Origin of the sequence: Mycobacterium sp., from assembly GCF_025933915.1 — a bacterium.
Lineage (GTDB): Bacteria > Actinomycetota > Actinomycetes > Mycobacteriales > Mycobacteriaceae > Mycobacterium.
The window spans coordinates 22,872-37,669 of record NZ_JAICZA010000034.1 but is presented as its reverse complement, the minus strand read 5'-3'; the positions used below and the strand labels follow the sequence as shown (position 1 = coordinate 37,669).

General features: G+C 64.4%; 11 protein-coding genes. 8 read left to right on the top strand and 3 right to left on the bottom strand.

Annotation, left to right across the window (positions count from 1 at the left end):
* Window positions 1-62 precede the first annotated feature (62 nt).
* The 3 genes from Q0W90_RS08035 to Q0W90_RS08025 all read right to left on the bottom strand — a co-directional run bounded on the left by Q0W90_RS08035 (window position 63) and on the right by Q0W90_RS08025 (window position 2,943).
* Window positions 63-461, bottom strand: a complete 399-nt coding sequence (locus Q0W90_RS08035) for a hypothetical protein (protein WP_297592978.1) — start codon at window positions 459-461, stop codon at window positions 63-65.
* A 92-nt stretch (window positions 462-553) separates the two neighbouring features.
* The gene (locus tag Q0W90_RS08030; protein WP_297698490.1) at window positions 554-1,588 is read right to left on the bottom strand and encodes an alpha/beta hydrolase; all 1,035 of its coding nucleotides are present in this window, start codon (window positions 1,586-1,588) and stop codon (window positions 554-556) included.
* A gap of 398 nt (window positions 1,589-1,986) precedes the next feature.
* Entirely contained in the window at window positions 1,987-2,943 is a 957-nt protein-coding gene (locus Q0W90_RS08025) for a hotdog domain-containing protein (RefSeq protein ID WP_297592981.1), read from the bottom strand.
* Between the two features lie 439 nt (window positions 2,944-3,382).
* On the opposite strand from Q0W90_RS08025, the gene Q0W90_RS08020 reads away from it, so the two are divergent.
* The 8 genes from Q0W90_RS08020 to Q0W90_RS07985 all read left to right on the top strand — a co-directional run bounded on the left by Q0W90_RS08020 (window position 3,383) and on the right by Q0W90_RS07985 (window position 14,797).
* A complete protein-coding gene (locus tag Q0W90_RS08020; RefSeq protein WP_297592983.1) occupies window positions 3,383-3,868 on the top strand; it encodes a hypothetical protein in 486 nt (161 codons plus the stop codon).
* An 85-nt stretch (window positions 3,869-3,953) separates the two neighbouring features.
* Window positions 3,954-4,997: an ABC transporter permease gene (locus Q0W90_RS08015; protein ID WP_297593038.1), complete on the top strand. Its 1,044-nt coding sequence runs from the start codon at window positions 3,954-3,956 to the stop codon at window positions 4,995-4,997.
* A gap of 2 nt (window positions 4,998-4,999) precedes the next feature.
* The gene (locus tag Q0W90_RS08010) at window positions 5,000-6,061 is read left to right on the top strand and encodes an ATP-binding cassette domain-containing protein (RefSeq protein ID WP_297592985.1); all 1,062 of its coding nucleotides are present in this window, start codon (window positions 5,000-5,002) and stop codon (window positions 6,059-6,061) included.
* Between the two features lie 181 nt (window positions 6,062-6,242).
* The gene (locus Q0W90_RS08005; protein WP_297592988.1) at window positions 6,243-6,932 is read left to right on the top strand and encodes a DUF4190 domain-containing protein; all 690 of its coding nucleotides are present in this window, start codon (window positions 6,243-6,245) and stop codon (window positions 6,930-6,932) included.
* A gap of 198 nt (window positions 6,933-7,130) precedes the next feature.
* On the top strand, window positions 7,131-7,895 hold the full coding sequence (locus Q0W90_RS08000; protein ID WP_297592990.1) for a DUF4190 domain-containing protein: 765 nt from the start codon (window positions 7,131-7,133) through the stop codon (window positions 7,893-7,895).
* Window positions 7,896-8,024: 129 nt separating this feature from the next.
* A complete protein-coding gene (locus tag Q0W90_RS07995; RefSeq protein ID WP_297592992.1) occupies window positions 8,025-8,531 on the top strand; it encodes a hypothetical protein in 507 nt (168 codons plus the stop codon).
* Window positions 8,532-8,543: 12 nt separating this feature from the next.
* Window positions 8,544-11,225 carry a vWA domain-containing protein gene (locus Q0W90_RS07990; protein ID WP_297774008.1) on the top strand — a complete coding sequence of 894 codons (2,682 nt, stop codon included), beginning with the start codon at window positions 8,544-8,546 and terminating at the stop codon, window positions 11,223-11,225.
* A complete protein-coding gene (locus Q0W90_RS07985) occupies window positions 11,222-14,797 on the top strand; it encodes a tubulin-like doman-containing protein (protein WP_297592996.1) in 3,576 nt (1,191 codons plus the stop codon). Before Q0W90_RS07990 ends, Q0W90_RS07985 begins: the two co-directional genes overlap by 4 nt.
* Window position 14,798: the final 1 nt, after the last annotated feature.

Sequence of the window (14,798 nt, the reverse complement as noted above, 5' to 3'; positions counted from 1 at the left end):
TACTTCGCCCTGGTGATTTGAGACCCCGTGCTTGTTGATGAGGTTGAACCGCAAAAGTTGCATCAGCGCTCCAGGTGCCTGCTGGGTACGGGGGTTTCAGGTTGGTGGCCTTGCTTGACCGCGCGCAGGCGCAGTGCTCGCCAGGCGGGATCGATCGACACTTCTTGGACCATCTCGACGCCGTATTGGTGAAGGGCTCGGACAAGCCAATCCCGGCGAAGCGCGGTTCCCGGTTGGCCGGGTTCGGGATAGCTGACCCAGGCCAGGCGGCCGGCGTGAGCGGCCGCATAGGCAGGTTTGAGCCATGCCAGGTCCACGGGTCGAGTGGCAAACCCAATGACCACATCAGCCTGATCCGGGTCGTGGTTACCGGCTGACAGCAGCCTCAACGTCGATTCTGGCGGCGCGTTGATCACCGCCACGCTTCGGCCGGATTTTATCTGCAACTTCTGTTCGAGCATCCGGAGTCCGAGGGCGCCGGGCAACGGGACGGTGGGGCGGCCTGGATCGGTCTGGCATTCACGACTTCCTGTGGTCATCGCCGTGGAATTTCTCACGCCGCCGGGACTGATCGTGGGTTTCGAGACACCGCCATGCGAATGTAATCACCGATCTGGCGCAAGGAGCGGTCGGCCTCGGGCACCAGTGGCGCAATGACCTGGAACACGTGAACCTGGCCTGGCCAGATCCGCACGTCCGTCGGCACTCCCGCAGCGGCCAGCTTTTGGGCGGCTTGTCGAGCGTCGTGTATCAGTTCCTCTGCACCAGAGACGTGGATCAACGTCGGGGGCAAGCCGGGCTTGATGTGGTCAAGCGGCTCATAGAGCGGTTCGCCGTGTGCGGTGATCAGCGCGGTCAACGCCGCGAATCCGTTGTGGGGCAACATAGCGCCGTTGACACATGGGCGTTCGGCCGCGAGCTGCAGGAGCGGAGACATGAGCGTCAATGCCGCGGGCTCCTCACCCTCTTCGGCCAGGGTCTGTGCGAGTGCGAACGCAAGGTATCCGCCGGCGGAATCACCTGCGATCGCGATCTGCTCCGATTCGTAGCCGTGCCTGCGGAGCCAGCGGTACGCGTCGTAGCAGTCATTTAGCGCCATCTTGATCGTGTGTTTAGGCAGCGTCCGGTAATTAACCGCCAGTACCGGGCTGTCGGCGAACTCCGACAGCTTGGCGATGGTCCGCAAGTGGGTGCTGATACCGCCCCACAGGAACGCGCCACCGTGGCAATACAACACGACTCCACCGGTGTCGCAAGCCATTCCGCGGACATGCAGTAGTTCCGCATGGGCATGGGGCAGCTCCACCGCACTACGGATCAGGTCCTGCCGGGTGGGTAACCCGCGCGCAGCACGTTCGAGAATGCCGTAGGGCCAAGGCAACTGCAGAGCGCGGCTGCCAATGGCCAGCGCGGGGTGCACGGTCATTCGACTGGCCCCAAAAACCAGCCGGGCAGCAACGCTGGGACCAGACTCGGTGACCTCCACGGGCGCTCGAACGACGTCGCGCACGCGATCGAGTGACGCACCGGAACTCGTGGGCGGGGCACTGGATCGCGCGAGTCGGCCTTCGTGGTTGGCGGTGGTCATATTGCTGTCCCTTGTATCAATAACTAATATTAATAATAGAGTCTGGACCTATGAGCTTCGTTCTTCAAGGGTGGTTGGTGTTAGAACGGACACATGAACAGCGGTGTGGGCGACGGCCGTTAACGTGATGCTCGGACGGGTTGAGCACCTCGGATCACCCGAATCTTCGCCAGCGCACGCCCGCATCCCTGTTTCCGAGTCAGATCACCAGTTGTCCCGGTGTGCCAACTTCTTGGACCTCACCCGCTTGGCCAGGCCTGACATCGGTGCCGTTGAGGTAAGCGATCGGAAACCGTAGGCCTTGGGCGTGCATGTCGTGCGGCATGACGAGAACCCCGGCGTCCTGCTTCTCGCCATCGTTGAGTAGGGCCTGGTAGCAGCCAGAATTTGCGGGCCGCCTACCGGGCCTGGGTGCGGCGGAGAACCTCGATGAGTTCCAGTGCGTGCCGGTCAAGCCGGCGGTCCTCGTCAGTGGCCGGGCTCCATTGGCGCACGGCTTTTGCGCGGTCGTCAGTGCCGAGTGCGGCGAAGATGGCCAGTGCGTGTGCGGCGACGTCTCCCTGCCCGTTCCGCACATCGGTCGACCTGACGTGCACGCTGATGTGCAGCCGGCGGGGTTCCGTGTGGATCAGCCGAGCGTGCACCTCGATCATGTTGCCGATGACGATCGGTCGGTAGAACCTGATCCCGTCGATACGCGACGCGACAACCTGCTCACCGGTCCACTGCGATGCACAGACGAACGCGGCCTCGTCGATCCAGCGCATCACTTTGCCGCCGTGTACTTTTCCACCCCAGTTGACATCCGTCGGTGCGGCGAGAAACCGCAATACGGCGCGTGGGGCGGACGTCTCGTCGCTGTAGTGCTGTGCGGCCATGGCGGCATCGACGTCGGCGCGCACCGAGACCCTGCGCCGCGCCGCCAGCTGCAGGCGCTGGTCTAGGACAGTCTGCGGTGTCCAGGCCGGCACCGGCACCGGCGCGCCGGAGTCATCGACTGCGATGAACACCGCCATGCACTGCGCGGTCTCGCCGAGGCTCTTGGCCCGCGGATCTCCGGAGGAGACCGTGACCAGGATGTGCATGCTGGTGCGTCCGGTGTAAGCGATGCGCGCACCGATCTCGACGAGCTCCCCCACCGCGATCGGCTTTGCGAACCGGATATCACCGATAAAGGCTGTCACACAGTATTTTCCGCTCCACTCCGACGCGCACGCGTAGCCGGCTTTGTCCACCCATTCGAGCACGTGCCCGCCATCGATTCGCTCGCCGTAGCCGACGTCGGTGGCCTTTGCCAAGAACCGCAGCGTGATGCGGGAACGAGGTCGTGCGGACCCTTCGAATGTTATCGGCATCGGTACTCTTTACGACTGACGTCCACATATGACTGCGACTGGAGTCGGCAGCAGTCTTCGGGTGTCCGTTCTAACACTAGTAGACCTTGGCATTTGCCGTCTAGACATCTAATATTAATCCACATTGTCACTACAAGGTGCGCGCACCACTCCCGCGGTGGGGTGATGGGCCAGCCCGCGCACTTTGAAAGATGGCACAGGTGAATGAATATCCACCGTCCCGCGCGAAGTACGCTGCCGCGCTGCGCATATCGGTAACGGACCGCGGCTGACCGGGTCTGTCCGGGGTAACCGACAACCGCGGGTTCCCGTACGACACAGCGAAATCCGGCCGCTCGAACCATCGCATCGCGTGTCAGGTCGACACCGATGGGTCTTGACAAACGGGTCCGCGGTGATCATTCTAAAAACAATGTAAATTACTCCTACAGGAGGAGTCATGGCCGCTGCCCGCCCGCCGATCGCGTCACCGTCTGGCGCCGGCGGCAGATGGCGGCAGGTGCGCTCCGATCCCGCGTATGCGGCGTTTTGGCTCTTGCGTATCGGCTTTGTGGTGCTGCCCATCTGGATGGGTGTCGACAAGTTCGCGAAGGTTCTCTACCAGCACTGGCCGGATGCGCTGGCGCCGTGGATCGTCGATATCGCACAAGACTTGGGTTTGACCGCGCAGACCGTGATGTACATCGTCGGCGTGATCGAAATCGTCGCGGGTCTCGCCGTCGCGATCAAGCCCCGATACGCGGGCTACGTGGTTGCCGCCTGGCTCGCGGGGATCATCATCAACCTGCTGAGCTACCCGTGCTGTTATGACATCGCGCTGCGTGACTTCGGACTCTTCATCGCAGCGGTTGCCTTGGCCTGGCTCGGCGCGGCCTACGACCAACCCGGTACCGCCGCGCAGCACGACGACGGTGACTCCACGTGACCACGTTCAACCGCTTGGATCACGACGCGACACCTCTCATGGCCGGCGGGTTGATCGCTCGTCTTGAGGGTGGGAGCGCGTGCGAATGCTGACCGCCGCGTTTCGGGACCTGCAGTGGCGACATCGGCGCTTCATCGTCGCGACCATCGGCACCGGAATGGTGTTCGCGCTGACGCTCATCCTCACCGGACTGACGCACGGTTTTCGGGTCGAGGCTCAGCGCGTGGTCAATTCGCTGGGCATCGACGCCTACATGATCAAGAAGGGCGCGGCGGGCCCGTTCATGGGTTCGTCGAGATTCCCGGAAACAGAAACACGGTTCATCGCCGGGCTCCCCGGCGTTGAATCGGCGATCCCGGTGGTCTATGGCAACACGATCCTGCAAGATCGTCGCTCACCGCAAAACGTCAACGTCTACGGTGTGCCCGAACAACAGATGCCACCCATCGCGACCGGGCGCACGCCGTCGAACCCCGGCGAGGTGGCGATGTCGACCACCCTGGGGCGCTCCATCGGCGACGAGCTCGAGATCGGTGCGAACATGGTGCGGGTCGTCGGGCTTGTCGACAAGTCCACCACACTGGCGGGCCAACCAAACGCCTTCCTTACCGTCGCGGGCGCACAGCAGCTGATGTTTTCCGGGCAGCCGGTGGTGTCCGCAATCGGCTTGCGCGGCACGCCCACACACGTACCCGACGGGTACCGCATCGTAGATCGTGACGCTGCGGCCGACGACATGGTGCGGCCGCTGCACGGGGCCCAGTTGGCGCTGTCGTACGTGTCGATTCTGTTGTGGGCGGTCGCCGCGCTGATCGTGGGATCACTGATCTATCTCTCGGCGTTGGAGCGCACTCGGGACTTCGCTGTGTTCAAAGCTCTCGGTGTCACGACCTACTCGGTGCTGGCCGGTCTCGCGCTACAGGCAGTGCTCGTCGCGATGGTCGCCGGGGTGGTGGCTGGGCTGCTCGCTGTGGTGTTGGGCCCCCTGTTCCCGATGCTGGTGGCGGTGACCACCTCGGCCTTCCTGTCGTTGGAGGCGACGGCGATCGCGATCGGCCTGTTGGCGAGCTTGGCCGGCTTGCGGCGCGCGGTAGCGGTCGACCCAGTGCTGGCGTTCGGGGGTCCGTAGTCGTGGGCGATCTGCGCATCAAAGATCTCGTGGTCGAGTACGCCAGTGGCGGACAGACGATCAGGCCCATCGACGGTCTGGATCTAGAGATCGCAGCCGGGTCACTGGTGATCGTGTTGGGCCCCAGCGGGTGCGGAAAGACCACGTTGTTGTCGTGCCTGGGCGGCATCCTCAGCCCTACTGATGGTCGGATCCAATTCGGCGATGTCGAGGTCACGGCGATAGATCGGCGCGGGCTGACCGCTTACCGCCGCCACACCGTCGGCCTGGTCTTTCAGGCATTCAATCTGGTGGCAAGCCTGACCGCACTGGAGAACGTGATGGTGCCGATGTGGGCGGCGAAGTGGCCGCGGCGGTTGGCGCGCGCCCGCGCCCGCGAGTTGCTGACCCAAGTCGGGCTCCAGGAGCGCATGACACACCGGCCGGGCGATCTCAGCGGCGGTGAGCAGCAACGGGTGACGGTTGCCCGCGCGCTCGCGTTGGACCCGCCGCTGATCCTCGCCGACGAACCTACGGCGCACCTGGACTTTGCCCGGGTGGAAGAAGTGCTGCGGTTGTTACGCGAGTTGGCGACGGGCGAGCGCATCGTCGTGGTCGCGACCCACGACACTCGGATCCTGCCGCTTGCCGACCACGTGATCGAGCTTGCGCCGCCTCTCGCCTCCGCTGATCGCGAGCCCGAAACCGTCCATCTCACACGCGGCGCCGTGCTGTCTGAACAGGGCAGCGCCGGCGAGTTGATCTACGTCGTCTCTGACGGCGAACTAGAAGTCGTTCGCGAACTCGCGGACGGGGGAGAAGAACTGCTCAAGTCCGTCCACCCCGGCGACTACTGCGGCGAGATCGGACCATGGTTGCGGATGCCGCGCCTGGCCACGGTGCGCGCCCGCACCGACGCCACCGTGGTGGGCTACAGCGTGCAGGCATTCCGCGAAAAATTCGGGACTTTCACCGAGCCTCATCCGCTTGAGGATCTCGAGATCGACACAGGGCACGGCGGCGTCGGTTTTGTGGGTTTTGTGGATGCCCCGCGACTAACGATGCAACGCCGATGCCTCCGATGATCGCGAGGGCCAGTCGCGGTCACCGTGGCAAGCGCCCTGTTGCGTGTGGGGCGCGACTACTCCGGTTGCCTGATGGGCGAAGCGATTTCAGTATCCACCCAGTATCCGCGACGTATCGTACGGTGTGCCGGACCGTGGGCGAAGTAAAACCGGACTGTTTTGAAAACCCATGGAGGCCTTCGTGAGTTTCCTCGGACAAGGTGCGAATGCAGGAATTCCTGGGGACGCCGACCCTTTCGACATGACGCTGGCATCGGCGGAATATGCGGCTGCACAATCATTCCCGCCGCCGGAAGGTCATCGACACTTCGCAGCGCCACCACCGAGCGGCGAAGCCAACACTCTTGCGACGTTGTCGGTCGTCTTCGCATTCGTGTTGGCGCCCGCGGGCGCCGTGCTGGGTCACCTTGCGCTGTCGCAGATCAAGCATCGGCCGCAGCCGGGGCGTAGGCGTGCGATTCTGGGTCTGACGTTCTCGTACGTCTTGATTGTGCTGGCGGTGGTGACCCTGCTGGTGTGGCTATTGCTCGGCGCCGGCCGCCAGACCGATGCGGCTTCGACAACCGACACCCTGACGCCCAGCGCTACCCCCAGCGTGCGATCGACCGTGATCACCCCGCCCGCGCAAGGCAGGCTCAGGGTCAGCGTTGCGGACCTGCGGGTGGGGGACTGCGTCGAAATCCAAAAAAACGAACCCGTTCCGACAAGGCGCGCTGACAAAGTCTACATTTACCGGACGCATTGTGTGGTTGGCGATGGGATTTTCATGGTGCGCCAAATTGTGTCGGATGGCCAGCATTGCCCCTCCGGAGAATACCTCGCCAATGAACAAGAAACCATATGCGCTTGCTTCGTGAAATATAGTCAATAAGCTGCCCGGTACTCAATGGAAAACAACCGACGCCCACGGCGCCGATTTATAGAGAATTTTCGGCGCCATCAGAGCGCCCGAACGATGCTGCGATAAATAATACATTTGACACGAATCGCCAGGCTGTGGGCCTGTACGGTGACAAATTTCATACTATTTATGCGTGTGATATCAGAGCCATTCAACTAAAATTCAATTGTGCCTCCCGATCGCGATCCCTTCCACGCAGCATCAAGCGATGCGCCCGGGTCTCTAGATTTCACCGCTCCCTACGCAGATACGCTTACCGGCTACGGTATGTCGACTTCACGCGTTTCAGGACCACCATTATTCGGACCGCGGAGTGATGTTCAATCAAGCTTCGCACGAGGCGATTACTTCTCCGGCACCTCGGCGTGGCCGCAGCAGCCCGCACCGCCGCCACCGTTGAACACCTATGCGGTCTTGGCGCTGGTTTTCGGCATCCTGGTTCCGCCCGCTGGTGTCGCAGTCGGGCATTTGGCGCTGCCGCAGATCAAGCGCACCGGGCAACGCGGGTGGCTGGCGGCCGTTTGCGGATTGGTCATCGGCTATCTGCTCTGCGTCGTGTTGTTGGTTCTCCTGGTGTGGCTGGTTGCTGTCGGCGATCGCGGATCGAACGGTGCCGCAGCTATGCGGTCGTCAGTACCCGAGGCGAATCCGCTTCCCAGCGTGGTCACTTCGATCGCGCCCGCGCCGATACGTCCGCATATCAAGATCGATCTGGGCCGCGCGATGGTCGGACAGTGCGTCGAGATCGAAAAGCGCGACGAGGCCGGCGATGGAACGCGTGATGACGCGCTGGATCTGTACGAAGTGCCGTGCCAGCACCGTCCAGGTGTTTACACGGTCGTGGCGCGCGCGCCCGCCGATGCGGAGTGCAACTCCACCTATGTCGCGTCGCCTCCCGATCGCTCATTCTCTGTCTGTCTGAACCGGTACTGAATTCATGTACACAACAGGGCTTTTCGCAATGCCGGCGGCAGCGCCGGCCGCGGCTGAGGCGACCGATACGCGATGCCACAGCGCGGAGAGCGCCGACCTACAGGACCTGGGGCAGGCGGGACAACTGAAATGACTTCTGGCAGCGATCCCTTCGACTTCAGCGATTTCGGCGGTCGTGCCGCTGCGGGTGCACACCCCGCGGACGCGCGGCCTAGGCCCTACAACACCGCGGGCGGTTTCGATCCGTTCGCCGCCGAGCCATCGCTGCCACTACAGACGGCGGACAAACCCTTCGGCGCCTCCGCGGGGCAGACGGCCGCCCCGCTCGCGGTCACTCGGCCGCCGCTGGCGTTGGTCGCCGTCGCGCTCGCCTTCGCCGCGGTCGGCATTACGCTAGGCGTCGTCGCGGTGTACACGGCTTCGGCCGCGCCGGCGTTCGCCGGTTGGCTGCTGGCCGGTCCAGTCGCCATCGGGACACTGGCCTGGTTCACCCATCTCGACACCCGGCGTCGGGTTAGTTCGGTGTACTCCGCTCCGACCTGGCTGAGTGCCGTCTATTGGGTGGTGGTGGCCCCTTGCGCAGTTGGAATCGGCGTCGGTGCTTGGCAGATCGCCCTTTGGGCTGGCCGGTGGTAGGAGCCGATACCCATGCGTCCACGACTGCTCGGATACCCTTGCTCGCTGCGGGTGGCTGCGGTGGGAGCGTTGGCGCTGGCCTTGTCGGCGCCCGGGTGGTTCGGTGCGACTGCTGGTGCAGCCCCGGAGGATCCCGATAGCGTCGCCGTCAACCGCTACGGGGGTTGCCTGGCTTCGCAGAAAGCGGGCGATCTGCTCATCCTGGTCGACGAGTCGGGCAGTCTCCAGAGCAGCGACCCGCAGGCGGCGCGGGTCGAGGCCGCGAAGTATTTGGTGAAAACCCTTGGTGGCTACGCGGATCGCACGAGCGCCAAGCTCGATGTGGCGATTGCGGGCTTTGCCGAAGGCTACAGCCTCCGGCAAGACTGGACTCCATTGACCGGCGCGTCGGTGGACTCGGTCAACAGTCGGCTACAGAGTCTGGCCGGACAAAACAGCGGCGCGGATACCGATTACTGGCTAGCCCTCGATGGGGCCCGGCAGTCGTTGACCGACCGCGCGCAGGGCAATCCCAACCGCTGCCAGGCGATCGCATGGTTCTCTGACGGCAAGATCGATTTCTCCCAGCGAGCCGGCAGCCGTCCATACGCCCCGGACGTCGATCTCGGCAGCCAGTCCGGCATCACCGAAATGATCCGCCGGGCAACAGATTCCATCTGTCGATCGGGCGGGCTGGCCGATCAGCTCCGGTCCGCACACATCGTCATGCTCGGCGTCGGCCTCGGAGACAAAGCGGCCAGCCGGGACTTCGATGTGATGTCGGCGATTGCCACCGGAGCCGGGCCCGATGGTACCAAGTGCGGCGGGATCATGGATCCCAAACCCGGTGCGTTCTACCAGGTTTCCAACATCGATCAGATGCTGCTCGCTTTCGATGCGCTCAATCCCACTCCGCGTGTCGTTGACAGCAAGCCGGTCTGTCACGAAAGCGTCTGCCAGGAAGCACGGCACAATTTCGTGGTGGATCGCTCGGTGAAATCGGTCAACATTCTGGGGTCGGGCGGCATGCCTGGCATTGTCCCGTATCTGATTTCACCGTCCGGCCAGCAGCTGCAGCTACCCAACGGCGGGCATCAAGTCGATGCCTCCATCGAGGGCATCGCGGTGAGCTACCAGTGGCAGTCGGAGTCCGCGCAGACGATCTCGATCCGCGGTGAGAACAGCTCGAAATGGCCGGGCCAGTGGGCGATTGTGTACGTCGACACCACCGGGCAGCATCCCGACGCGGTATCGCGGGTAGCCATCCATATCACCACCGACATCTACCCCACCGTCAACCAGAATCCGAACTCTCCGTGGCGCGCCGGGCAAGTAATGCGGGGCGTGACGTTCGGCCTGGTCGACGAGCAGGGCAAGCCGATCGACCCGAACGGCCTCGCCGGCGAGGCGGCGATGTCAGCGGTGCTGGCGGTCGACGGTGCCGCACCGATCAAGGTGCTGGACACGATGTCCAAGAACGAAATTGGCAAACCACTCGACATCGACCTGACCAATGTCAAACCGGGTGCGGGCAGTGTGCGGATGTCGTTGGTCATCACCACCGCACCGGCGCCCAATGCGCCGGGCACCCAGCTTTCACCCCAGCGGGTGGACAAGCCCATCCAAATTCTGCCGAGGCTCGGGTTGCCGGCCCCGGGTGAGCGTATCGACTTCGGCACCGTGCAAGGGACCGAGCAGGCGACAACGCAGTTGCAGATGACCGGCCCTGGTTGCGTGTGGATCGCGAACGGCGAACGGCCCACTGTCCGGACCGCCCCCGACGGTATCGCCACGGTCGACGTGACATCGACGGCGACCGGGCCCGGCAACTGCCTCAATCTCGACGAAGGACAGAAAGCCGGCCTGCCCGTCACATTGCACACCGACCACGAGGGGCATGGCGGACTCAACGGCACCGTGCCGATTCACATTGCCTCCAAAGACAATCCGAGCCAGGCACAGACCATCGACGTCGCGTTCACGGCGTCCATGGTGAAAGCGTTGAGCACCACCAATTTCGTGCTGGTGCTGCTTGCGGCGCTGCTGCTCGGGCCGGGCGTTCCGCTTATCCTGCTGTACGCAGCCAAGTGGTACGTCAGCCGGATCCCCGGTGTGCCCATGTTGGCCCAGCGCATCCCCGTCGAGGTCGACGCCGCCGTCGTTTTGCGTGACGGGGCCCCATTCGAGATGGCCGACACCGACCTGGTCAACCCGGTGCCGGGCCTGGCCGGCGGCGCGCGCACTCTGACGGTGGAGGGCGTCGAACTATCCGCGGTCACCGGCCGCAGCCCGTTCGGTGTCGGACACGTGAAGGTCAACGCTGCCGGGTATGTCAGCGCCGGATCGGAGATACCGTCCACCGATGCGAGCGGCCTGCAGGCGGTGCTGCCGATAACCGTCCACGGCACCTGGGTCGTGCTGCATGATCTGCGCGGCGCACCCAACAAAGCAGAAGTGTTGCTGATGGTCCCCGGCCAATCCGATGTCGCACAGCGGCGCGAACTGTACGAGGACATCGATCGCCGGCTGCCTGAGACGTTGACCATGTTGCGCCGCCGCGCGGTGGAGGCCGACCTGGCGCACCCGGTCGACGGTGGCCCGCAACTGCCAACACCCTTCGGTGTGGCCCCCGCGGGGGAGGCGGGTGACGACCCGTTCGAGGATGCGCAACTCGACCACAGTCCGTTCAAACCCTTTGGAGGAGGAGCCCGATGAGGCGTTTTTTGGTAGTGGGATGTGGTGGTTCCGGCGGTGCGACGCTCGCTTACATGATGGACCAGCTCCGGTCGGAACTGCTTGCCGCAGGCGTGTATTCGCTGCCGATGGGATGGCAGTTCGTCCACATCGATGTTCCGAGTGGGGCCGAGACCGGGCCGGACGGCCTGGGCAATGTCGTCGCGCAGGGCGGAACCTACATCGGTGCCGGACCGCAGGGTAGCAGTTACGCGATCCTCGACAGCGCGTTGTCGCAGCGGATGGCATCGGAGTCCGCGCTGGACACCATCGCTACCTGGGCGCCGCGGCAGCCCGACGAAGTCACCAACCCCATCTCGGCGGGCGCCGGCCAGTATCGCGCCATCGGCCGGATGATCACGCTGAGCAAGGCGGGCGAAATCCGTCAGCGCCTGCAGACCGCCTGGGATCAGCTGTTCCGGGTCGAAGCGATGTCTGAGATGGCGCAGCTGGATGTGCCCGGCATGGGTCACTTCGACCCCAACGAGCCGCCACTGGTGCTGGTGGTCTCGTCGATGGCCGGCGGCGCGGGCGCATCGATGGCGCTGGACATCTGTCGGCTGTTGACGCTGGTGTCCGGGCTGGACCCCAAGCTGATGGGCGTATTCATGGTCACCCCCGATATCTTCGACTCACTGCCGGAAAGCGCACGAATCGGCGTGCGTGCCAACGCCTTAGCTTTGCTAGGCGAGGTTGTGGCCAGCCAGTTGGGGTCGGCGCGCGAACACGACGTGCGCATCCTGCGCGCGCTGGGTCAACAACACGGCGAAGGCGAAGCGATCCCGTTCGCGCGGGTCTTTCCGGTCGGTCGCTATGTGGGTGCCGAGCGGACGCTGTTCGGTGACGGCTCACAGAACGCGGTGTATCGCGGCCTGGGCCGGGGCCTGGCCGGGCTGATGATGAGTGGCATCGCGAGCGACCAGTTCGTTTCCTACGACCTGGGTAACACCTCGTCTCCGGCCGGTGACCGGGATCTGCTGGGCTGGGGCAATCAGGTCTGGGATCCGTTGCCGTGGGGGACGTATGGGTTTTCCAGTCTGTCGATGGGCCGCGACCGCTACGCGGAATACGCCGCCCAGCGACTGGCCCGCAGCTGCGTGGACAAGCTGTTGTCCGGCCACTTGCAGCCGGGCAACCCCGCGTCGGGAACCGAGCAACTCGACTCGCTGATAGACAGCCAGTGGGCCGCGATCTGCGACCGGGTGGGTCTACCGGCGACCTCCGGCGATGAGAAGAACCGGATGCGTTTGCTCGGCGGCTGGATGACGAACACGGCGTTCCCTTCCCGTGGTGTCACCGCCACCACCGGCGCGCTCATTGACCACCAGCTGCGCGGATACCTGCCAAATCCCGAGGGGATGACCGCCGAGCAGTGGGTGCCGATCTTCCGCCAGGCGATCGCCAACCGCCGGGCATCGTTGAGCCAGGCCATCACCGACGCCGCGTACCGAATGGCCTTCGGCTGGCACTGCGAATTCGTTGACCGCATCGACGCTCTGGTCGCGTACGCCATCGCGAACTTCAGCCTTCCGTACGCACGTGGGGTGGTCGACAACCTGCGCCGCTACATCGACGACGAACTCGCCACCTCGATGTGCGATCTAGGGTCGATGGGGCCCAAAGACGTTGTCGCGCTGGCTTCGAATGTCGAGGCGACCATAGCCGCACTGCGCGGTTCGATTTCCAACGCCGAACAGCTTCTGCACACCGCGCTCGAAGGGTTCCAGGGCAACATCCGGCGGGCGTTGTACGCCAGCGCATCGGCCAAGCTGGCCGATGTGCTGAAGGTGGTCGGCGGTGAACTGCTCGCCTCGCTGAGCACCGCGATCGGTGAAGCGCAAGTGGTTTTGGAGCACGCGGAGTCCGAGCCGCCGGCGGACGTCGGGCTGGCGCGACTGGCCACCGACCAATACGCAGCCTGGCCGGCAGACGCCGACGAGCTGGCGCCCGGTCGGTTCGCCGAAGCCAACAACGAAGTGCTGCTGATCAATTCGACGGCGTTCAAGGCGCGCTACGAACTCGATCTGCCGCAGGCGCTGGTGACGGGGCAAGCGGCGCCACCGTTTGCGGTTGCGGTTACCGAGAGCACCGCCCGCGTGATCGTCGGCGAGTGGCAGACCACCGGTGGCATCGCCGCCCCCGGCGGGCTACTGGAACGCACCGCGAACTGGGTGACCCGCGCCTTTGGCACCCATCCCGAGACGAAGGCGTCGCTGGTGCCATCGCTGGCCCGGTACGACGTGCACACTCGGCCCGCCGAGCTGCTGGAGCGGGCGCGCCTCTATGTGGGTCGCCCGGGTGAGGCGTTCCACGAGTTCTGCAAGCTCTCGCTGCGCGACTACGTGCAAGGCGTGGGCGCCGCCGAGTCCGAACTGGCCATGCGCCGCAACGACATCGTCGCCAAGTTCAGCGAGGCGCTGTCGCTGGCGCGGCCATTGGCCAGCGTCAACGACCAGGCGCTACAGGCCGTACATCCGGGGCGGCAGCTCGTGTACCGGTACAAGTTCTCCGATGTGCCCTTCCTCGGCCAGTCAGTGGCCCACGAGCTGGGCAAAGTGTTGCGATCCAACCCGCGAATCGATCAGGCGTCCAAGGACAACTTCCAGCGCTCGTTGTCCGACGAGGACAGCATGACCCGCGTCGACATCTTCGGGTCGTACCCGAATTATTCGCCGCTGGCTTTCGATTCGGTGCTCGGCCCGGCTGCGCAGCAGTGGTCGTCGACCGCCGGTCCGGGCCGTTCCGCGTTCTGGCGGTTCCGTCGCACCCGGCCGCTGCAGGCATCGTTGCCGATGACCGATGCCGAACGCCGCGCGATGACGGCCGGCTGGTTGCTCGGGCAGGTGACCGGTCGGGTCCGTCTGCCGGTATCGCCTTACACCGAGCCGGTCCGCATCTATGACGATGACAACCAGCGGTGGATACCTTTCCCCAACCCGCTGCTCACCCCGCCATCGCAGTTCACCGCGTCGTATGACTGGTTGCCCGCGGTACTGGAGTCGATCTTGCTGGCGATTGCGCAGTGCCACGAGCCGCCGGTGATGCGCTCGCTGCGGCCCTACCGTGTGCTGCGCGAGCTTTTCGACGCCAACTCACAGGACCCGGCCAGCGGCATCGTGCAACCGGCGGCGACCGAACGGCTGGTGGACTTCTTACTCGGCGAGAACAGCACGCAGCATGAGCTTTCGCGGATTCCCGAGCTCCTGGCGGCACGGACCGCCAGGGAGCGGGCGGACACGGCTATCGAGTGGTTGAAAACGGTGCGACAACTCGCTGCCGAGTATCTGCCCGAAGGCAGCGACGGAATGACAGCGTTGGGACGCTACTCGGTCATTGCGACGCGCACCAAGGCCGGCAAGACACCGATCTTCCGCGACCTCGCTCCGGATGTGTTGTGGGCCACCGAGACTCTCATCCAAATGATCCAAGAGGCGAGGGACCGAGTCGAGACCCAGACTCGCGACCAGCCGGTCGCGCAGTCGAATTCGGTGTCATCCGATCGGACCGCCGTTGACACTGAGAGCATTTTGGTTCCCAGTACGGGGACGTTCTGAA